Source organism: Pelosinus fermentans DSM 17108 (genome assembly GCF_000271485.2).
GTDB classification, from domain to species: Bacteria; Bacillota; Negativicutes; order DSM-13327; family DSM-13327; genus Pelosinus; species Pelosinus fermentans.
In genome coordinates this window covers 960,741-981,787 of record NZ_AKVN02000001.1, presented here as the reverse complement: position 1 = coordinate 981,787, position 21,047 = coordinate 960,741, and the positions used below count along the sequence as shown (strand labels likewise).

Sequence of the window (21,047 nt, the reverse complement as noted above, 5' to 3'; positions counted from 1 at the left end):
CCTAATCGGCGTGATATTGTCGGGCTGTTTTAGAGTTGACGCTGTACTAATGTGGACGGTTATCTAGATATAAAATGACTTTCCCGCTTTCCATTACAATGTCACGGACATTTACATGGAAAGGCAATTTATTCAAATCCACTAAAGAGACCTCAGTTAAAAGAGCGCCTCCTAAATTACCAGTCATTCGATTATTCAGCAAAAATTGATCCGTAACGAATTTGATCTTTTGTCCGTCACCCACAATCTTTCCCTCTAGAGTTACAGCCACATTGGCGAAGCCTCCAAGGGAAAAGCTGCTGCTGGCCTTTATTTTGTCAGATTGTATATCTACTACGGCATTTTTTATTCCTTTAACGGTTTGGTTTAAATACCGCGCCAGTTCATCTTGAGTTACTGTGCCCCGAATCTCTACATCACCAATAGACTGAAAGGCAACCAAACGGCGAGTAATGAGCGCTCCTATATCTAACTGGGCATCTTTTAATGTAATACTCATATCATCAAATACTAGTTTATCTACTTTTGCCTGCCGGGCATTAACGGTAATATTATCAAAATTACCACCCAACATGAGGAGAGCCGGGCGTTTGGTCAATGTAGCTGTCACTTGCTCACTACCTACCAAGCCCCTCATACCTTTGGCTACAATATCCGATAATATCATTGGCAGCAGTACCTCACCGGCAACTGCCAGCAACAATATCACAATCACAAGACGCAAGCCTTTTGTCACAGGATACGCCTCCTTATTTCTCTTACTTCTTTCCTTGTTTTAAGTATGCCTCGATAAAAAGGCCAAGGTCTCCATCCATGGCGGCATGGACATTGCCGGTTTCCGCGTTAGTGCGATGATCTTTTACCATATTATAAGGATGAAATACATACGAACGAATCTGGCTGCCCCACTCAATGGCCTGATAATCGCCGCCAAGCTCATTTTTTATATTTTCCTGTTTCTGGCGTTCTAATTCATATAATTTAGCCCGCAGCATTTTCATACATTGTTCACGATTCTTGATCTGGGAACGCTGGGTCTGACACTGTACTACAACGCCCGTTGGAACATGTGTCATGCGTACGGCGGAATCCGTTTTGTTGATATGCTGACCGCCCGCCCCACTGGCACGATAGGTGTCTACACGAACATCAGCCATATTAATATCAATGTCTACATTATCATCAATTTCAGGCATAACATCCACAGCAGCAAAGGAAGTGTGACGACGACCGCTGGCATCAAATGGAGAAATGCGCACTAGGCGGTGCACCCCTTTTTCTGATTTTAAATAGCCATAAGCATTTAGACCAGAAACTAAAATCGTAGCACTTTTCACTCCAGCTTCATCACCCGCCAGAAAATCCATGGTTTCTACTTTATAACCATTCTTCTCCGCCCAGCGCACATACATGCGCAGCAGCATTTGAGCCCAATCCTGAGCCTCCGTACCGCCAGCGCCGGCATGGAGTGTTAGTATGGCATTGCTGCCATCATGTTCTCCTGACAGCATTAAAGCAACTTCCAATCGTTCAATATCCTTAGTCATCTTATCAACAGCTTCCAGGACTTCCGGATAGATGCTTTCATCCTTTTCTTCCATTCCCATTTGCCACAATAGACTTAAATCCTCATAGGCTGTGGACAGCTGCTCAAATTGGGCTACACCATCTTTCAAGACATTTAGCTCCTGGGCGACTTTTTGCGCTTTATCAGGATCATCCCAAAAACCTGGCCCCCCCATTGTATCTTCTAATAAGGAAATACGTTCTTCTTTGCCGGCAACGTCAAAGAGAAGCCCTCACTTCAACTAATTTCTGTTCAAAAGCAGCAATCTGTACTCGCAAATCTTCTAACAACAACTGTATCAACTCCAATAAATTAAGTTTTAAAAATCATTAACCACAAAGGCACAATTGCGCTTACGCGCAACACAAAAAAGTATTTAAAACTTTGTGTCCTTTGTGCCTTTGTGGTTCAAATCTCTTTACTTTGCAGCTCCGCAGCATTTTTTGTATTTCTGACCTGAACCGCATGGGCATAAGTCATTACGGCCAATTTGCTCTGCATTGACGATTGGCTGCTGTGCTTTTGGCTCTTTTGCCTCTTCTTCTCCATGGCTGGCATGAGCCTGCTGCAAGCGATCTTCAGGAGGAGCAACGATATTCACCCGATAAATATATTTCACAATCTCTTCCTGGATGATATCAATCAGCTGCTGGAACATGTCATAGGCTTCAATCTTATATTCAATCAATGGATCACGCTGACCGTAGGACCGCAGACTAATGCCTTCACGCAGCATATCCATGGCATCCAAATGTTCCATCCATTTGGAATCGACCACTTTCAGCATAACAACCTTTTCCATCTCCCGCATATTATCAGAACCAAACAAGGCTTCCCGGGCATTATAAGAATCCGTTGCTACCTTAAGCAATTCTTCCTGCAGCTCTGTACGGCTTAAATTGCCAAGTTCCTCTGCCTTTAACTGACCTTCTGGGGCAAAAACATCTTCGCAGTATTCAACCAAGCCTTGGGTATTCCAATCTTCTGGATATAATTTTTCGTCAGCAAACAGTTCCATACCCCGATTGATAAGTTTTTCAATCATATGGAAAATGTTTTCTTTCATATCTTCGCCTGTCAAAATCTGGCGGCGCTGTCCATAGATGACTTCCCGCTGCTGGTTCATTACATCATCATATTCCAATACATGCTTACGCATGTCAAAATTACGGCCTTCGACTTTCTTCTGGGCCTGTTCAATGGAGCGCGTAATTAAGCTATGTTCAATGGGCTCATCTTCTTCCATGCCCAATTTATCCATGATTGTCGCAATATTATCGGAACCAAATAAACGCATTAAGTCATCTTCCAAGGATAAGAAGAAGTGAGAAGATCCAGGGTCCCCCTGACGACCGGCACGACCACGCAGCTGATTATCGATACGACGACTTTCATGCCGTTCTGTACCAATAATATGCAGTCCGCCCAGATCAGCCACACCTTCACCTAACACGATATCCGTACCGCGGCCTGCCATATTCGTAGCAATGGTCACAGCTCCCGGCTGCCCGGCCTGGGCTATAATTTGGGCTTCCATTTCATGATACTTAGCATTTAGTACATTATGAGGCACGTCTTTCTTTTTTAACATATCACTCAAATGTTCTGACTGCACAATGGAAGTCGTACCTACGAGCACCGGCTGTCCTTTTGCATGACGTTCTACAATGGAATTGACTACAGCTCTATATTTTGCCCCGGTGGTTTTATAAATTACATCCGGCAGATCCGTACGGCTTACTTCTTTGTTCGTCGGAATCGTAATAACGTCCAGTTTATAAATTTTCCGGAATTCTGCCTCTTCTGTTTTAGCAGTACCTGTCATACCGGACAATTTCTTATACATACGGAAATAATTCTGGAAGGTAATGGAAGCTAAGGTTTGGCTTTCCCGTTCTACCTTTACTCCTTCTTTTGCCTCAATGGACTGATGCAGACCATCAGAGTAGCGGCGGCCAAACATTAAGCGGCCCGTAAATTCATCTACAATGACGACTTCTCCGTCTTTTACCACATAATCCCGATCCCGTTTCATTAATCCCTTCGCTTTCAGGGCCTGATTAAAATGGTGAGACATCTCAATATTGGCATGATCATATAGATTGGTAATTCCAAGCAGTTTTTCTGCTTTGGCGATACCACTTTCCGTTGGTGCTACGGTGCGGGTCTTTTCATCAACGGTATAGTCTTCGCCTTCTTTTAGTTTCGGAGTAATTCTTGCTAAGACATGATATAATTCGGTTGATTTCTCCCCTGGTCCGGAAATAATGAGAGGTGTGCGCGCTTCATCAATGAGAATACTATCCACTTCATCCACAATAGCGTAATTTAATGGACGCTGCACCATTTGCTCTGCATAAATAACCATATTATCCCGCAGGTAGTCAAAACCAAATTCATTATTCGTGCCATAAGTAATATCCGCATGATACGCCTGTTTACGATCAACAAAATCCAGGCCATGTACAATGAGTCCTACCGTCAGACCTAAAAAGCGATATACTTTCCCCATCCATTCACTATCACGTTTTGCTAAATAATCATTAACGGTAACAACGTGAACACCTTTACCAGTCAGAGCGTTCAGATATGTAGCTAGAGTACCTACGAGAGTTTTACCTTCCCCTGTACGCATCTCAGCAATATTGCCTTCATGCAGCGTAATACCGCCTAGCAGCTGAACATCAAAATGCCTCATACCCAATACACGGCGAGAAGCTTCCCGTACAACAGCGAAAGCCTCTGGCAAAATATCATCCAATGTCTCGCCTTGTTCTAAACGACGTCTAAACTCACCTGTCTTAGCAGACAGTGAAATATCGCTTAATTTATGCATGGCAGGTTCAAATGTATTGACTTCTTCCACATATTTCATCATACGTTTTATTTCTTTTTCATTATCATCACCAAAGAGATTTTTTAAAAACTTAAACAACTGGTATCAACTCCTTAAAAGTTAGCACATTTCATGAAAAAACTTCTCTTAGTTTACAGTATATGCCTAATTCTAAATTTTATCAAAAGATAATACATAAGTCAAAGTAAATAAAGAAAACTTGGGCCTCACATTAAGCAATAATCCTATATGGGAGAATAGGAAAAAATGCTACGAGACAAAAAAATAAAGCATTTTGAACCGCGAAGATGCGAAGAATATAAAGACTATGAAGAATATGAATTAACGATACTATCTCCTTCGCGTTCTTTGCATTTCTTCGTGATCTTCGCGGTTCATTACTTTTTTTATAGCTCTATAGATTTTTATTTATTACTTTCTCAGCTTACAAGAAAACCTATTTTAAGTATAAATTACTCATAAAATGGGAATACCTGAGAATATACAATATTTTTTTATTTTAAGGAGGAATTACCTTGCAACTAAACTCGATTAATGTAATTGGACAGATTGCAGACTTAAAAGATACGGATTATAAGAATACTTTGGCAATCACGGTTTTAATTGATTTACTTATTGATAAAAAGATCTTTACCCGAGAAGAATTTGCACACAAGGCCAGAGAACTGGATACCACAACTCTTAGCGAACTTGTAACGAATCGTCGTCTGGAGCTCTTATCCTAGTCCTCTATCAAAACCTAAGAAATGGGTTTTCTCCCTACCTTAATCGGTAAATAGGAAAAAACCCATGTAAACATTCTATGCTGAATGCTTGAAGTACATCTTCCGACGATCCTCATCTCCAAAAATACGAAAGTTTTCTACAATGAAACAATAGGCCAAACAGCCAATAGCCACCAGACCAATACTAGTAAATACTTCCCATACAGAAGGAAGATAAATGCCTTGCCCTGGTTTAGACAGGCCAATAAGTACAATACTTAAACGATTAAGAACCACACCGCAGCTAACCAGCAGCCCATATGCTAATAAGCCTTTTTTAGTAGTACCCATTTTGCTGAAAACAATACCAACAGGAAGAAGAATGCCAGCTATCATTTCAATTAAAAATAGATTACCTTCCATATTTCCAGCAAACATCAACCCTAAGATTCCCCTTTCGGCAAGATCATATATTTTCAATACGAAATAGAGGATCATTGCACAGCTGCTAATCTTAGCTAATCCATGTAATACGGATGTTGAGATATCGTGGTGAAAAGCTCTGCCGGCTATAATGGATTCTACACAAATCATCGCCGGACCAACAAAAAATGAAGATAATAAGAAGAAAATAGGGATAAAGCTCGACCACCATAAAGGGTATAGCTTATATACGGTAATTAGGAATAACCCCCCAAGAGAACTTTGGTGTAAAGTGGGAAAAATCACTCCCACAATCAGTAAGATAGGCAATAGTTTCTTCAGCCAGACATGAAACTTCACGCCAATTCGTTCCGTAATAATTTCACCAAATTCCAATACTTGAATAGTCGTATAAATAGAAAGGCACCAAAATACTTCAAAAAGCACTGAGGAATGCCCCCAAGATACGAAAGGCCGCCAGAAATTAAACCATTGACCAATGTCTAAAAATAAACCAAACATGACTAAGATATATCCAAATAAAGATGTTAAAAGTGCGCTTCTTGCAACAGACATATATTGCTCTTGATGCAGAATGTGAACAATTAATGCAGTAGAATATCCGCCTCCAGCCAAGGCAACACCAGCAAGAACATCAAAGGCAATCCAAAAACCCCAGGGATGATTGTCATTTAGATTGGTTACCATGCCAAACCCCGTAATCAAGCGGAAAATAATAATTGCTGCACTTACTGCCGCTAAAAACAGTAAGATCATACGAGGTTTGGTGATCGTAAACCGCCAAGGCAAAAAATCATTTTTCATTTCTTCTTCCTCCTATACCTTCCTGTAAGTCTCTCAGAAACCAGTATCTATATCTATGAAGCAGGCAAAGGATGAGCTAACGATAAACGTAGGTTGTAACATGGCCAACGTTAATTATGCTCATCCTTTGACTTTCTAGATGAGTTTTTCCGAGAAACGACTTCCTTTTCCCGTTTCTTATCAGTACTGCTGATTTCTGATTCCCGGTTTTTAGTTAACAAATCTTTCTTCCGTTTACCATAGTAATACAGGCCTGTTAGCAGCATCCCCCAAATGACAGCTATACCGGGTATATACTTTAGATAATTATGACTATAAATCGGTAGAGAATCACTTCCCAGATTGGTCTTAAATCCCAATTTGTCAAAAGCAACATCAGAGATATAGAGCCATCCTGTTCCACCAACCTCCTTTTCCCCATATATACTCCTTGTATAAGTGCTATCTTTATGAATCTTAGCGTGTGCCTTCTTCAGCAAGGAATCCCGTTCATCAAATTCTATGGCACCCGTAGGACAAACCAGCACACACACCGGAGCTTCCCCCTGGCTAATTCGCGTAGAACACATTTGACACTTTGTTACTAAGGGAAATGTCTTATCCCATTCATAGCGAGGAATATCAAAAGGGCAAGCCACCATACAGTAACGACAACCCACACATAAATGAGGATAATATACAACTGCCCCATCACTGTTTTTCTGTAATGCCTTAGAAAAGCAGGCAGAAACACAAGCAGGCTGCTGACAGTGCAAACATTGCTGTTTTGTAAAACGCCATGCGGGACGATTCTCTTTATCCACCACTTCACAAGATACGACAATTGTCCAATTCTTATCACTTAAGACTGCTTCCTTCCCACTGGAAGGATACCTCTCGTCAAAGCCCACCTGATTCCACAACTTACAAGCTACCGTACAACTGCCACAACCTATGCATTTTGGTATATCGACTAAAACTCCTTTAGCCATCATATTCCTCCTCCGCTCATAAAAAACAGTCTCTTGAAAAACAACTGTTTATTAGCAAAAACTACACCTTAAATCATTTCTTTCGTATCGTTACATCCTTGGCTCGATCGACATAATGAGTATGTAATAATGTTTCAGCAAGATCGCTTCCCGGATTACCAAGATATTCTTTATATAAAGTTTGAACTTTCTGATTTTCAAAGCTAGCTCTTTTCCTATAAATCCTGTCATCCAAGCTGTAGAGACCAGCAATGCGCGCTTGTCTGACCTCATCGGCAGAAGCTAAGGAAGTACGAGGTTGACCGCCACCACCGATACATCCTCCTACGCAGCCCATAAACTCAATAAAGCTCCAGGGAGAATTGTCCCCACGAACTTTTTCCAAGATCATTCTGGCATTCTTTAATCCATGACAAACTGCAACTTTTAGGCTTCCCTTGCCGGGAATCATAACTTCAGCCTCCTTGACACCACCAAGGCCTCGTACAGCATCAAATTTAAGTAGTTGCTCAGGCGGGCGTTGTTTGCTGACCAGAAAATAAAGAGAGCGGACAGCTGCTTCCATTACTCCTCCAGTAGCACCAAAAATGACGCCCGCTCCGCTGCTTTCTCCCATCAAATGGTCGTACGCTGCGCTTTCCAAACCACTGAGATCAATCTTTCGTAACTTCATTAAGCGTGCTAATTCTCTAGTAGTTAAAATAAAATCCACGTCACGGATTTGAGGATTGCCAGCTTTTCGTCCAGCAGCATTCATTTCGGGCCGCTGACATTCGAATTTCTTTGCAGTACAGGGCATCACAGCCACAGACACAATATTTTCAGGTGCTATTCCTACTCTTTCACTGTAATAGGTCTTTGCCAGAACCCCTAAAATTTGCTGGGGAGATTTAACAGAAGATAGATGGGGCAGTAAATCAGGATAATAGTATTCACAAAATTTTACCCATCCTGGACAGCAAGAGGTAAACTGCGGCAAGGCATTGCCTTTGTCTAAGCGCTTGAGCAGCTCTGTTGCCTCTTCCATAATCGTTACATCCGCGCTGAAGTTAGTGTCAAACACAGCATCAAAACCTAACAGTTTGAGAGCAGCAACTTGTTGTCCTTCTACGATGCTGCCAGTTGGCAGACCAAACTCTTCCCCAAGGGAAACACGAGTAGCCGGTGCCGTTTGAATGACAATATGCAGGTTAGGATCCTCCAATACTCGTAATACACTTTGAAGATCTTCCCTTTCCCGAATCGATGACGTTGGACACCACAAGGCACACTGTCCACAATTCACACAAGTAATATCTTTTTTTATTGGTAATTCATAATATCCGTAGACTGTTTGTACCTTCTCACAAACATCTAAACACTGACCGCACAAAATGCATTTCTGATCATCCCGCACAATGGAAGGGTTGGCCGGATCAATCGGGATACGCCCCTTGACCTTGACTGGCCAATTTCCCGGTACTTGATACTGCCCCGGTATCCATCCTTTCCCTCCAACCGCATCAGTACTGCATCCAGATATAGACGCTACCGCACCCGTCAGCCCCATGCCCCCAAGCAGCTTAAAGAACTTTCGGCGTGACAGCACAGTGCCCTTCCTTGTAAATATCCTCATATGATTGCTCCTCCTTCCCCCTTCCTCATGCCAGAAGAGGGGATTTTTGTGATTGAATAAAAAAAGCACAAAGTACACACATGAAACATTGTTTCACGTGGTTACCTTGTGCTTACTCTTTTAACTCTGCACTTATTTTTTCATTTTAACTATACCTTAGAGCCATATCTATTCCTTAGTTAAAATCAGGTTCAATCAAACCATATCTTCCATCTTTACGGCGATATACTACATTGACCTCTTCTGTTTCCGAATTGCTAAATACATAAAAATCATGATTGACAAGATTCATCTGTAAAATAGCCTCTTCAATATCCATCGGTTTAACAGCAAATCGTTTCGTCTTCACAACATGGAGTTCTTCTACCTCTGGAGCGGCAGTAGCAGCAACTAATTCCCCTTTAAAGGTACCGGCTTTCATGCGGCGAGAAATTTTGGTTTTATATTTTTCAATTTGTTTTTCAATTTTGTCTACAACTAGATCAATGGAAGTATACATATCAGCAGTGGCTTCCTCGCCTCTGAGAATCATACCATTAACCGGCACAGTCAATTCAATTATATGGCGACCTTTTTCTACAGCCAAAATAGCTGTAATCTCTCCTAGAGTATCGAAGTATTTCGTAATCTTACTAGTGCGTTTTACTACATACTCCTTTAGTGCTGGTGTAATCTCAATATTTTTGCCTCGTACTATGATTGCCATAATCGCCCATCTCCTTTCAGTGTCTTATAAGTATCATTCTCCATACAGATATTAAAGTCCTTTATAAATTTTAACTATTTCGATAATTATATCTATTAGTACTATAAGAGAATGCGACACGTTCTCTAAAAGATATAAAACGAATTGAACCACAAAGGCGCAAAGTACACAAAGGGTTATATATAATCAAAAAACCCGGCTATAATAGCCGGGTATATTTGCTCAAAATCTATTAAGCTTTAGCAACGTTAGCTGCTTGCGGTCCACGTGCGCCATCAACAATATCAAACTCAACTTGTTGACCTTCAGTTAAAGTTTTGAAGCCTTGATCTTGAATTGCTGAGAAATGTACGAATACATCGCCGCCATCTTCTCTTTCAAGGAAACCATAGCCTTTTTCAGAACTAAACCATTTTACTTTACCAATCATTATGAAACTCCTCCTAAAATAAACAATAAACTGAGGCCAACCACGTGACCACTATCTAAAGTATAACATTCCTGGATATGTGTGTCAAATCGCACAGCCTGGAATTTATAAGAAATCATCCTTTTTCTTACAATATTTTAGATAAAAAGGATTTAGTTCGCTCTTCTTTCGCATGAGAGAAAATCTCTTCTGGCGTGCCTTCTTCCACAAGGCGTCCTTCATCCATGAAAAGAACCCGATCCCCAACTTCCCGGGCAAAGCCCATTTCATGAGTAACAATCGCCATTGTCATTCCTTCATGAGCTAAGGATTTCATAACATCCAGCACTTCTTTAACCATTTCCGGATCAAGGGCAGAAGTGGGCTCATCAAACAGCATGATTTTCGGTTTCATAGCCAATGCTCTGGCAATCGCCACCCGCTGCTGCTGTCCACCTGACAGCTGCTCCGGATAGGCATGTTCCTTGTCAGCCAGTCCAACCTTTACAAGTAAATCCTGGGCAATTTTTACCGCCTCAGACTTTGGTGTTTTTCGCACAGTCATAGGCGCCAGGATGATATTTTCTAATACTGATTTATGAGGAAATAAATTAAAGCGCTGAAAAACCATCCCTACTTCTTCCCGCACTTTATTAATATTGGCTTCATTCGTAAGAGGAATGCCATCCACTATAATTTCGCCTTCTGTTGGCTCTTCCAAGTAATTAATGCAGCGGAGTAATGTACTCTTACCTGAACCACTGGGTCCAATGATAACGACAACTTCTTTCTCTGCAATATGAGCATTAATCCCTTTTAAAACATGGAGTTTGCCAAAATGTTTATGAACATTTTTAATGCTTATCATCGATTTTGTACCTCCGCTCCAAATAATCTACCAAACGTGAAATTGTGAAGGTCATAATCAAATAAATAAATGCTACAGATAACCATATTTCAAAAGACCCGTAGGTGCGGGCAATAATTAACTGCCCTCTTCTCGTAAGCTCTTCAAAACCAATTACCGATACCAAAGAAGAATCTTTCATCATTGCAATAAACTCATTTCCTAAAGGCGGGATAATGCGCTTGAAAGCCTGAGGCAAAATAATATGGCGCATGGTCTGTCCCCAAGTCATACCAAGAGAACGTCCTGCTTCCATCTGCCCTTTGTCAATGGATTGAATTCCGCCGCGGAAGATCTCTGCCACGTAGGCACCGCTGTTAATACTGCAAGCGGTAATCGCAGCAATAAAAGGATCAATCCGCTGCCCTACAATAATGGGCAGTGCAAAATAAATAAGAAAAATCTGCACTAACAGCGGTGTGCCGCGAATAAAATCCACATACACTGCAGCTAATGCTTTAATAATCCAAGTATTGGATAAACGTGCAATTCCAACAAACATTCCAATTAGCAAACCCAGACTCACACTGAATGCTGTAATTTGCACCGTTACCCCTGCACCGACTAGTAAAAGGGGAAAGGAACGCACAATTAAATCAAAATCAAAGTTCATAGTCTTCACCCTTAATTCAAAAATATGTATGCGTGTATAATAACGCAACACTATGATTATAAACACACAGGACAATGCTGTCAATCCTATTGAAACGTGGATCTCTTTAAAATATGGTTTTTAAAGTCACTTAGAAATAAACAAAAAAACGTGAAACGCGAAGGCGCGAATAGATGCAAAGAACACGAAGAGGAGTTGAACGCTGTCATTTTTATTTTCAAAGCAAAAAACAAAGAAGAACAACGATAATTGATATAATTGTAAGTTTCATTAAAATCGTTAGGAGGGATTTTCTCATGTTGGAAAAAGGAACAAAAATAGCTGTAGTATCTTTTTTTTGCACCTATCTCATGCTTGGCACCGCGTTGGCTGCTCCAGTTAAGAATTTGGAAACTGGAGATCTTAATGTAGACTTCATGATTCATAACAGTAGTGATAGTGGGAGTAATTTTAACTTTGACTATAAAATTACACATTCACTGACAGTTGGGTTCGAAAAAACGAATTGGCGGTCTGCTGGCTACAAGACAAATGAAACTTACGCCCAATTTAATTTTGGCCCCAATTCGCGATTCATAGTTGGCAATGTGTCAATGGATTCTCATAATAAGTCTTTTTTTGGAGGAGCAACGAACGGTTTTCTCAATGAAGACTGGGATTACTATGTGTCCCAGGTCGTTGGCAGTCATTTCCGCGAATCACAGGTGGGATTAAGCTATAAGCTGACTGATGATTTAAAAACCAATTTTACATACCGGATTTCAAAGTTTAACGATAAAAAATGTGATGGTTTTTATTGGGGCTTATCCTATCGCTTTGATATAGGAGGCATTAACAGGGAAAATGATGAAGGTGATTCAGAATATAAGTTTCCTCTCATATGGTAAGGAATAATGAAGAGGCTGCCTCAAGCGTTTGAGGCAGCCTCTTCATTATTTATAGTTGTGGTTTTTTACCAAACCATTTCACATAAATTTTTTCGTATTCGCCGTTTTTCTTTAACTCATCGATTGCCTTATTTACTTTTTCCACTAGCTCCGTGTTTTTCTTCGTTACAGCCATGCCATATTCCTCGGCATTGACGATATCGCCAACAATTTTGGCATTTTTCTCGCCGCTTTTTGTTAAGTAATATTCATTCACTGGCAGATCATTCACTACTGCATCCACACCGCCAGCTTTTAGTTCCATATATGCTTCGGAATTGCTATTGTATTCCCGTACATTTGCATCTTTTATTTTTCTAGCTTCTTCAGCACCTGTGGTGCCAATTTGTACAGCAATTCTTTTACCTTCTAAATCTTTAAAGCTAGCAACCGAATTATTGTCCCCTTTAACTACAATGGACAAACCAGATTTATAGTAAGGTTTGGAGAACGCTATTTTTTTACTACGTTCTTCTGTAATGCTCATACCGGATACGATCATATCAATATTGCCTGCTTCCAATGCAGGAATCAGACCATCAAAACCAATGTTTTGAATTTCTGCAGTGTAGCCCATTTGCTTTGCCACTGCTCTTGCCAAATCCATATCAAAGCCAACATATTCTTTATTGCCCTCTTCCTGAAACTCAAAAGGCGGAAATGTCATCTCTGCACCAATTTTAAGTACTTTGGCCTTGTCCGTATCTGCAGCCTTCTGACCACAGCCAACTAAACCCAAGGATAATACCAAAATTCCGACTACCATCAAACTCAGCATTTTTTTCGACAATCAAATAACCTCCCATAACAACTCTATTTGTTTACCTTCTACTATTTTACATCTTTTTTCTGAATCATCAAGCATTTTTTGTATTATCAAAATAATACACTTTATTAAATGTCCACTCTTCGAGTGACAAAAATAAACCCTTTTGAAACGCGAAGATGCGAAGAGTAAAAAAAATCCCCTCTTGAGAGGGGTGGCACGCAGTGACGGGGTGTGTTCTTTTTGTCTTTATGTACGATGATTGGATTAGGGTTTTTTACCAAACCATTTTACGTAAATTTTTTCATATTCGCCGTTCTTTTTTAATTCTTCCAATGCTTTGTCAACTTGGTCAATCAGCTCTTTATTCTTACCTGAAGCTGCAATACCATAATCCTCAGCAGTTAGAGGTTCACCGACCATTTTAGCATCTTTACTGCCGGTTTTGGCAATATAATATTCATTTACCGGTTTATCATTTACAACAGCGTCAACACCACCAGCTTTAAGCTCTAAAAAGGCTTCTGGAGCACTGTTAAACTCACGAATTTGTGCATCCTTTACTTTTTTAGCTTCATCTGCGCCAGTCGTACCTAATTGAACAGCAATCTTTTTGCCTTCTAAATCTTTGAAAGACTGAATGCTCGTATTATCAGTTTTTACAACCATCGTCAAACCAGATTTATAATAAGGCTTAGAAAAACTTACTTTCTTGGCTCGTTCTTCTGTAATCGTCATTCCTGAAATAGCCAAATCAATACTGTTAGCCTCTAAACCAGGAATCAATCCATCAAATCCCATGTTCTGAATCTGTACTTCGGCACCCATTTGCTTGCCAATGGCTTTAATTAAATCAATGTCAAAACCCACATATTCTTTTGTACTCTCATCTTGAAACTCAAAAGGAGCAAAAGCCGCTTCCGATCCGACTTTCAAAACTTTGGCCGGTTTCGCTTCCTGCTTACCACAGCCTACCAATCCTAAAGATAAGATACATATTCCAATTATGAACAAGGATAGTATTTTTCTAGACATTTTTTCTTTCCTCCCGCTATTTGTTTGTAATCTTGTAATGTTCATAATTATACATACGCCTTGGATATTTAGTCAATACTTTTTTTATAGAATATAGCAAAAGGGACCCGGTTTTCACCCAGTCCCGCAATGTATACATTATACTTTTATCAGGTTATATTCCTGGCTTTTTACCAAACCATTTTACGTATATTTTTTCATACTCGCCATTTTTTTTCAGCTCATCAAGAGCTTTATCTAATTTACCTGCCAGCTCTGTATTCTTCTTGGCAACGGCAATCCCATATTCTTCAGCTTGCAGAGGCTCGCCAACAGCTTTGGCATCTTTGCTGCCTGATTGGGCAATATAATATTCATTCACAGGTTTATCATTCACAACGGCATCTACACCGCCAGCTTTTAATTCCATAAAGGCTTCGGGAGCATTATTAAACTCACGCACCTGCGCATCTTTAATCTTCTTTGCCTCTGCAGCACCAGTCGTACCAATCTGCACTGCAATCTTCTTGCCTTCTAAATCTTTAAAGTTCTTAATCGTATTATTGTCATTTTTCACTACGATGGTTAATCCAGCTTGATAATAAGGCTTGGTAAAATTCACTTTTTGCTTTCTAGCCTCTGTAATAGTCATACCGGAAGCAACTGCATCAATGCTATTCACTTCTAAACCAGGAATCAGTCCATCAAAATTCATATTTTGAATTTGTACTTCATAACCCATTTGCTTACCTAAGGCTTTAATCAAATCCATATCAAAACCCACATATTCTTTTGATTTTTCATCTTGAAACTCAAATGGAGCAAAACCTGCATCCGTACCCACTTTCAATACTTTCGCAGTGGATGCTCCCTCTTTACTGCACCCAGCCAAACCAAATGATGCAATCAGCACCACGATAATTAATAATGACATGATTTTCTTTGACATAGAATAACCCTCCTGCTTACATTCTCAATTTCTTTATAATTATACATTGTTTATGCATATTTAGTCAATATTATAGCAGGAGTATTTTTAAAAGAAAACACTTTGAACCGCAAAGACGCGAAATACACAAAGGGATACCTATTTCATATCTTCGCGGTTCATTGGTTTTCATTTTTTTATTTAGCTCAATAACTCAATCTGTTTGACTTGCCCAAGGCGTGTTAGAGTTTGAGGGTATTTATCCTGGAAGAAGGCATGATTGACATGGAGCTCTTTGTTCATGACGGATGTCTCGCCACCCACTGCTGATCGCAGTCGGCAGCTATAAATAATGGGGAAGTAATCCCGCAGAAACTTTCCCTCTGCCAGAGCCGTAAGAGCAATGACCTGGAACCCCAATTTTTCAGCAATAAAGAACACCGGCTCTAGTACATGATCACTGGAAGCTTATCCAAAGGGATTATCCAGCACCACTGTGCGGCTATGACCCTTACTCTGCCTGCTGGGCTGGCGTTTTTCCACTAAATAACTTTGAATCCCTAAAAACAGAGCCATATTCTTGCTCCACTTTTCTCCCCCCGACCAACTATTCGACGTAGCCCAATCCACAGGATAGTTGCTGATGCGGCTATCATTGGACACTTTGCGTACCCCTACCGTAAAATTCTTATTAGGACTAATCCGGGTAAAGAGATAAGAAGGACTCAGCCAGTTCTCAATATTTTTTCGTATCTTTTTACTATCCTCCATGCCATCTTCCTGCTTGTAACTATCTGCTGCCAATTGCTCGGTCATCCATTCCAAATGCTCCAGCAATTTTTCTTTAGCAGCGCTTTCTTCCCATACAGGTGTCTTTATTTCATAAATCGTTTTATAATGCTCCTCAACTTTTACCCCTGTCATCTTTTGAATCAGCCCCATTTCATCACAAATACTGATGAGATGCAAGTGAAGCTGATTAATAAAATGTTTAATATCTTCATTGTAGGCCTGCATATTTTGCTCGGCCACTCGATTGGCCCCTTGAATGTGGTGTCTTAGTTCCTTCTCCCAAATCACTAATTGCTGATAGCTTTGTTTTTGCCGGATACCATTGAGAATACTTTGCCGCATTTTTTCATTTTGAAAGTTAGAATGATGACAAAACTTTTCAAAATGAAGTTTAGCCTGCTCCACGATCCGTTTACTGGCTGCCAGCTCTTCATAAGAAGCTTCCATAGCCTCCAATAAAGCAGCCACCATCCCGATACTTTCATAAGGAAAGGATTGAACCTCTTCTCCTGTTAAGGACGTAACGACAACTGCTTCTGTCAAAAATTCCAATTTCCCATTTCGAGTTTCCATCTTGGTAATCAGTTTTTGCCACTTTTCCATTTCCTGCTGCAACTGTTGATGACTTCCTGCTGTCATTGCCAATTCTTCCTCAACCCTAGTCCGATTGCAGGACAACTGTTCTTTCACCACAGATACTAATTCAGTAAAAACATGAACCTGGGCAGCAAACTTCTCCTGGTAAAACCGTTCCCGCTCTTCCCTGCGGGTGCAGCAAGTTGAACCAATATGGCATCTACATAGTGAACAAACTGTTCTAATAAGCTCTGTACATCCTCGTGCATGAGATAATATTCCACATCTTCCTCAGCAATAAACCCTTGGGCTGCCAGACGAGTATAGAGTTGAAAAGCCTTTACAATATCCTGCTGTTCATAATTCATCCATCTTTCCTCCGCCTCGTAAAGCACATATTCTGTAGTGTATACTGCTCTGTCATTTGTAAAAGTTCTGGTTTTTCCCCAACTTCCAGAATGTCATCCCCTAACAGGGCTAAGGCTTTATCCAAAACATGTTTGCCTTCCCCCACGCCCTTTACAACAGGACTCCGCTGATGGAGCAACAGCCAAAAATCATAGAAAGAACGATGCTGCAAAAGCTCTCCCGGCAAACCTGATACCATATCTTTTAATTCCATAGAATCCTTGCCATCCATGACCTGAATCACTTCCTCCATAATGCGGCTAAAATTTTCTTCCTGCTGCAGAGTGTGCTGACGATATTCCTCCTCTTCCATCTCAGGATAAGCTGCCGTTTCTTCCTCCTGGTCGCTTCGCTGCAGCCGCTGGGGAAATAAAAGGGCCAGCAAAGACCAACTGGTCTGCTGATGCAATCGGGTAAAGGGATGTACCAATCCCTTTACCGCTTCCTCCGGCAGGGGCGAAGACACAATCCTGGATACAATCTCCTGATCAAAATTAAAGCTTTGAATCCCCGCTGAGAAAAGCGCCTGCCGAGCCGCTTCCAAAGCTTTGTTCTTCAGCTGCATCACATTATACAATAAGCCATGATGCAGTTGGTGCACCTCACCCAATTCAATCGACACCTGAGCAATCTGAAGGCGAGCCTCCTCATCGACTTGTTCCTGGCTCTCAAATTGAATTTTTGCCGTTGTTTCCTTAACAAAACCATACAGCTCACGAAACTCTTCATCTTCCCGTGTCAGCCTTTCGTACACGTTTTCGATGGTCTTCGCATATTTCCCATAGGTATCATCAGAAATAATATTGCGAGTTACCTCTAATCCCAAACGTTGAATATGATCCCGCAGAGATTGCACGGCAATGCGCATTTCATGGATTTCATGCAAGGCACTTGCGAACTCACCCTTTTCCAGCTGCTTGCGAATTAAAAGCTGGGCAATGGAGATCCGAAACTCACTAAAATATTCTTTCGTCGCAAAGATCAGCTCTAACCCTGCTTCATCCAAGGTAAAATATTGCCGATTATTGTCCTGATCAAAAGCATCCGTCTTTAATAAGGAAAATTGAACGACCTCCTGAGTACCAGTCTCCCAATTGAAAAAAACTTCATTATGACGCTTGCCCATCGGGTCCCGAAAGGTATCCATAATGGTCTCCGTGATCAGATCATAGTGAGCGCGCGTAGCACCAATCTGCCCCTGGGTTGCTTCATATAAATAATCAGCAAGTTCCTGACGGCCTTTTCTCCCTTGGCGATGCAGCTTGCTTTCAAAGAAAAAGAGCAACGTCAATAATCCTAAACTAAACCAATCAATGTCAAAAGGCAGCACCGCACTTTTTCGCTTGCCTTTTAGGGAAAATAAAGGCGTGAAAATAGCCAACCGTCTAAAGCGTTCCCCAAAACCTTTCGTCGTATCTTTTAAATACTCTTCCATTGAGTGGTCCTCCCCATATGCTGCAAATCCTGTATCGATAAGGCTTCCTGGGGATAATAGCCCTGTTTGGCAAAAAGATTCTGGATTTTTTCCTGATCCGCAGCTAAAAAACTCTGCAAAAACTGTTCATAGGCTCTAAGATCCTTACGCTGATTTTCTTTTCCCTGATGAAACGGCTTGTCCAATAAAGCCTGGTAAAAGGGCAGAGCCAAAGAGGCCGGGCGACGTTGATTCAATAAGTGCCATATGGTGATGCCTTCAAAATCCAGGTCACCAAAATAATACAACGTATGCGAAGCACCTTCCAGATGCAGCTGTTTCTCCAACTGGGTGATACTATTCAAAAAACCTTTGCCCGCACCATAAATCAGCGTAAGAAGATCCGTCTCAGGCAAAATGTCCACCAAAGCGTCATAAGTCGTTTTATTTTCCACAATTAAATGATAACATTGCGCATCTTGAATACGCCTGGGATTGAGTGCAAACCGGAGAGGCTCAGCAAGCTCCATCATTTGCAGTTTCTCATATACACCAACCTGCTGCAAAAAAGCACCGCCGCCGCCATCCCGAATCCATTTCTCATCTCCCATAATCTCATAGGAACGCTCCCATACAGAAGTCTCCGTCTTTGGCAGACCAAAAGCCTTCAGATAAGAATCCAGCTGATCCAGCCATACCTGCTCCCTATTCCACTTAGCTTCTGATCCTTTAAAATAATGTTCTATATTGATGCCAGGATGCAAAGAAAGCTGACGTTTTCGTATTCTTTCAAAAAAGTCAGCCTGCATTTTCTGCTTATGGATGCGATATCGAATCGGCAATGGCGGCTGGGCTTGATTCGTCCCTTGACTGGAAATCGGAACCACGACTCCATCTGCCATCAACCTCTTCATACTATCTGCAAAATCTCGATATTCGATCCCACCTGGAATTACATTTTCTATCTCCACAAGAGAAATCGTGCGACGAGGATACTTCTGTAAAAAATGCAACACTAACTCCTCTGTTACTACTCTCATATCACTTCATCCTTTTTCAATTCTCCATATACGGCTTTTCTGCTCTTTAGTCTGCCCACTGGATGTGCATGGAAGCTACCAGCAACGTAATAAGAAATATATACACATTATTACCGTAATTCAGTCATAATACTACACCTGTCGCTTTATTTCGATTGTACAAGAGTAAATTCCTGCTGCTACACAAAATTATCTTCTCTTATCTAATACAAACATTCTGAGACTTTCTAAAACGAATCGAAAATATAACCTGTATTGTAACCGTCTTATTTCACTTTTCCCCCTCTCTCATCAATACTAGCTTTTTTAGTGCCCATTTTGGGTAGATTTTACTTGATCGCTTACAGTTTTGCATTTCAAGCACGATGGCATTAAACAGTACACACACAAGCTCCCTTACCTAGCCTTACCAGACTTGCCCCTTGACCATCGCTCCTGAAAACATGTATAATAAAAATCAAAGAAACAAAGAAAATTTGACATGCATCTTTCTTTGACCGGAGGTATATAATAATGACGAGAATCCTTACTAAAAATATACTGGGACGTGAAGCCATGGACAGAAAGAGAATTAGCGTTTCCCGCAAACGTCAGATTACTATTCCTGTTAAATTCCATGAAATGTTAGGAATATCTAATGAAGTCGATTGCTATATTAAAGATGGGGCGTTAATCATAAAACCCATCTCTCCTGAATTCACAGGCGAATTTGCTGTAGAAATTCTGAGTGATCTTGTCGCTCAAGGATTATCAGGCGAACAATTACTTACTAAATTTACAGAAATGAACCAAAAGGTTCGTCCTGCTGTCGAATTATTAATCACCGAAGCAGATAAAACTGCTTTGACCAGCCACAGCCAAGATAAATTCCAAGAAATCTTCAATACAGATAATTAATATGTATCAGCTTATTTTCTTACCCCCAGCCGAAAAATATTTCAAAAAACTTAAAGATAAGAACCTGAAGCAAAAATATAAAAATGCACTAGAAGAGATTCAAAAAGATCCCTATATCGGCGAAGAGAAAAGTGGCGATTTATCTGGCATGTATGGCTATGATATCTACTATAACAAAACCAACTATGAAATCGCATATCGAATTTACAATCTCACTGATGGCGGAAAAGTAATCGTCATTATGGCAGGAACCCGTGAAAACTTCTGGGACACTCTAAAACGCTATATAAAATGACTAAAAGGCTGGTGCTCTCATAAGCACCAGCTCTCTTCTCCTTAACCTTGCTACTATCGGTCGAGTATGATACAGTAACAATAAGTAAAATATTTTTCAGCAAGGAGGTACCAACATGAGTACCGCAAAACAAGATCTATACAAGCTGATTGACGCGTTACCTGATGGCGAAACTGAAGCTGCCAAACGCTTCCTGGAATTTTTGATTGAAAAAGCTGATCAAGTTTTCCTGCAAGCGTTAAATCATGTTCCTCTTGATGACGAACCACTTTCTGATAATGCACTAGCAGCTATTGCCGCAGCAAAAAAAGATATTAAGGCTGGTAATGTCAGACCACTGACCGATTTTATAAGAGATTTGGATTCATGAAAGTAGTCATTACCAAAAGAGCCG

Annotated in this window: 23 protein-coding genes; 5 read left to right on the top strand and 18 right to left on the bottom strand. The window is 40.7% G+C overall.

All coding sequences use genetic code 11. The annotated features are described in order from the left end of the window. Positions 1–46: 46 nt before the first annotated feature. The 3 genes from FR7_RS04530 to secA form a co-directional block, all read right to left on the bottom strand. Entirely contained in the window at positions 47–736 is a 690-nt protein-coding gene (locus FR7_RS04530; protein ID WP_007952334.1) for an LmeA family phospholipid-binding protein, read from the bottom strand. A 22-nt stretch (positions 737–758) separates the two neighbouring features. Further along, positions 759–1,860 (bottom strand): peptide chain release factor 2 gene (gene prfB / locus FR7_RS04525; RefSeq protein ID WP_338061445.1). Its coding sequence is split into 2 segments (ribosomal slippage): positions 759–1,787 and positions 1,789–1,860, totalling 1,101 coding nucleotides; the frame shifts between segments, so codons are not numbered across the junction. A 125-nt stretch (positions 1,861–1,985) separates the two neighbouring features. Next, the gene (gene secA / locus FR7_RS04520) at positions 1,986–4,502 is read right to left on the bottom strand and encodes a preprotein translocase subunit SecA (protein WP_007952330.1); all 2,517 of its coding nucleotides are present in this window, start codon (positions 4,500–4,502) and stop codon (positions 1,986–1,988) included. Positions 4,503–4,939: 437 nt separating this feature from the next. On the opposite strand from secA, the gene FR7_RS04515 reads away from it, so the two are divergent. After that, a complete protein-coding gene (locus tag FR7_RS04515) occupies positions 4,940–5,149 on the top strand; it encodes a hypothetical protein (protein WP_007952328.1) in 210 nt (69 codons plus the stop codon). A gap of 75 nt (positions 5,150–5,224) precedes the next feature. Here FR7_RS04515 and nrfD read toward each other — a convergent pair whose 3' ends face one another. From nrfD to FR7_RS04480, 7 genes are all read right to left on the bottom strand, one after another. Then, entirely contained in the window at positions 5,225–6,376 is a 1,152-nt protein-coding gene (gene nrfD, locus FR7_RS04510; RefSeq protein ID WP_007952326.1) for an NrfD/PsrC family molybdoenzyme membrane anchor subunit, read from the bottom strand. A gap of 110 nt (positions 6,377–6,486) precedes the next feature. Continuing rightward, positions 6,487–7,347, bottom strand: coding sequence for a 4Fe-4S dicluster domain-containing protein (locus tag FR7_RS04505; protein ID WP_007952325.1), 861 nt, complete (start codon positions 7,345–7,347; stop codon positions 6,487–6,489). Positions 7,348–7,420: 73 nt separating this feature from the next. Then, complete coding sequence (locus tag FR7_RS04500; protein ID WP_007952324.1) at positions 7,421–8,962, bottom strand: [FeFe] hydrogenase, group A; 1,542 nt, start codon at positions 8,960–8,962, stop codon at positions 7,421–7,423. 175 nt (positions 8,963–9,137) lie between these two features. Then, the gene (gene hpf / locus FR7_RS04495; protein ID WP_007952322.1) at positions 9,138–9,668 is read right to left on the bottom strand and encodes a ribosome hibernation-promoting factor, HPF/YfiA family; all 531 of its coding nucleotides are present in this window, start codon (positions 9,666–9,668) and stop codon (positions 9,138–9,140) included. A 232-nt stretch (positions 9,669–9,900) separates the two neighbouring features. Beyond that, complete coding sequence (locus FR7_RS04490) at positions 9,901–10,098, bottom strand: cold shock domain-containing protein (protein ID WP_007930253.1); 198 nt, start codon at positions 10,096–10,098, stop codon at positions 9,901–9,903. Between the two features lie 127 nt (positions 10,099–10,225). After that, complete coding sequence (locus FR7_RS04485; RefSeq protein ID WP_007930250.1) at positions 10,226–10,945, bottom strand: amino acid ABC transporter ATP-binding protein; 720 nt, start codon at positions 10,943–10,945, stop codon at positions 10,226–10,228. Next, positions 10,932–11,597 (bottom strand): amino acid ABC transporter permease, encoded by a 666-nt coding sequence (locus FR7_RS04480; RefSeq protein ID WP_007930249.1) that lies wholly within the window; start codon positions 11,595–11,597, stop codon positions 10,932–10,934. The genes FR7_RS04485 and FR7_RS04480 overlap by 14 nt, the downstream gene beginning before the upstream one ends. Positions 11,598–11,893: 296 nt before the next feature. Here FR7_RS04480 and FR7_RS04475 point away from each other — a divergent pair, with 296 nt between their 5' ends. Beyond that, entirely contained in the window at positions 11,894–12,484 is a 591-nt protein-coding gene (locus FR7_RS04475) for a hypothetical protein (RefSeq protein WP_007952321.1), read from the top strand. A 49-nt stretch (positions 12,485–12,533) separates the two neighbouring features. On the opposite strand, the gene FR7_RS04470 is transcribed toward FR7_RS04475, so the two are convergent. From FR7_RS04470 to FR7_RS04440, 8 genes are all read right to left on the bottom strand, one after another. After that, positions 12,534–13,313 carry a transporter substrate-binding domain-containing protein gene (locus FR7_RS04470; protein WP_007930247.1) on the bottom strand — a complete coding sequence of 260 codons (780 nt, stop codon included), beginning with the start codon at positions 13,311–13,313 and terminating at the stop codon, positions 12,534–12,536. 243 nt (positions 13,314–13,556) lie between these two features. Next, on the bottom strand, positions 13,557–14,324 hold the full coding sequence (locus FR7_RS04465; RefSeq protein WP_007952319.1) for a basic amino acid ABC transporter substrate-binding protein: 768 nt from the start codon (positions 14,322–14,324) through the stop codon (positions 13,557–13,559). Positions 14,325–14,478: 154 nt separating this feature from the next. Then, positions 14,479–15,252 (bottom strand): basic amino acid ABC transporter substrate-binding protein, encoded by a 774-nt coding sequence (locus FR7_RS04460; protein WP_007952318.1) that lies wholly within the window; start codon positions 15,250–15,252, stop codon positions 14,479–14,481. Between the two features lie 180 nt (positions 15,253–15,432). Then, a complete protein-coding gene (locus FR7_RS24110; RefSeq protein WP_237769501.1) occupies positions 15,433–15,672 on the bottom strand; it encodes a hypothetical protein in 240 nt (79 codons plus the stop codon). 27 nt (positions 15,673–15,699) lie between these two features. After that, on the bottom strand, positions 15,700–16,713 hold the full coding sequence (locus FR7_RS04455) for a hypothetical protein (protein WP_237769500.1): 1,014 nt from the start codon (positions 16,711–16,713) through the stop codon (positions 15,700–15,702). A gap of 8 nt (positions 16,714–16,721) precedes the next feature. After that, the gene (locus tag FR7_RS04450) at positions 16,722–16,967 is read right to left on the bottom strand and encodes a DUF6063 family protein (protein WP_007952316.1); all 246 of its coding nucleotides are present in this window, start codon (positions 16,965–16,967) and stop codon (positions 16,722–16,724) included. Next, positions 16,964–18,442: a hypothetical protein gene (locus FR7_RS04445; RefSeq protein ID WP_007952315.1), complete on the bottom strand. Its 1,479-nt coding sequence runs from the start codon at positions 18,440–18,442 to the stop codon at positions 16,964–16,966. The genes FR7_RS04450 and FR7_RS04445 overlap by 4 nt, the downstream gene beginning before the upstream one ends. After that, entirely contained in the window at positions 18,427–19,461 is a 1,035-nt protein-coding gene (locus tag FR7_RS04440; RefSeq protein WP_007952313.1) for a Wadjet anti-phage system protein JetD domain-containing protein, read from the bottom strand. Before FR7_RS04440 ends, FR7_RS04445 begins: the two co-directional genes overlap by 16 nt. Positions 19,462–19,974: 513 nt before the next feature. Here FR7_RS04440 and FR7_RS04435 point away from each other — a divergent pair. The 3 genes from FR7_RS04435 to FR7_RS04425 all read left to right on the top strand — a co-directional run bounded on the left by FR7_RS04435 (position 19,975) and on the right by FR7_RS04425 (position 21,023). Further along, positions 19,975–20,358 (top strand): AbrB/MazE/SpoVT family DNA-binding domain-containing protein, encoded by a 384-nt coding sequence (locus FR7_RS04435; RefSeq protein ID WP_007952311.1) that lies wholly within the window; start codon positions 19,975–19,977, stop codon positions 20,356–20,358. A 1-nt stretch (position 20,359) separates the two neighbouring features. Further along, entirely contained in the window at positions 20,360–20,653 is a 294-nt protein-coding gene (locus FR7_RS04430) for a type II toxin-antitoxin system RelE/ParE family toxin (RefSeq protein ID WP_007930217.1), read from the top strand. Between the two features lie 115 nt (positions 20,654–20,768). Next, positions 20,769–21,023, top strand: coding sequence for a hypothetical protein (locus tag FR7_RS04425; protein ID WP_007952301.1), 255 nt, complete (start codon positions 20,769–20,771; stop codon positions 21,021–21,023). Positions 21,024–21,047 lie beyond the last annotated feature (24 nt).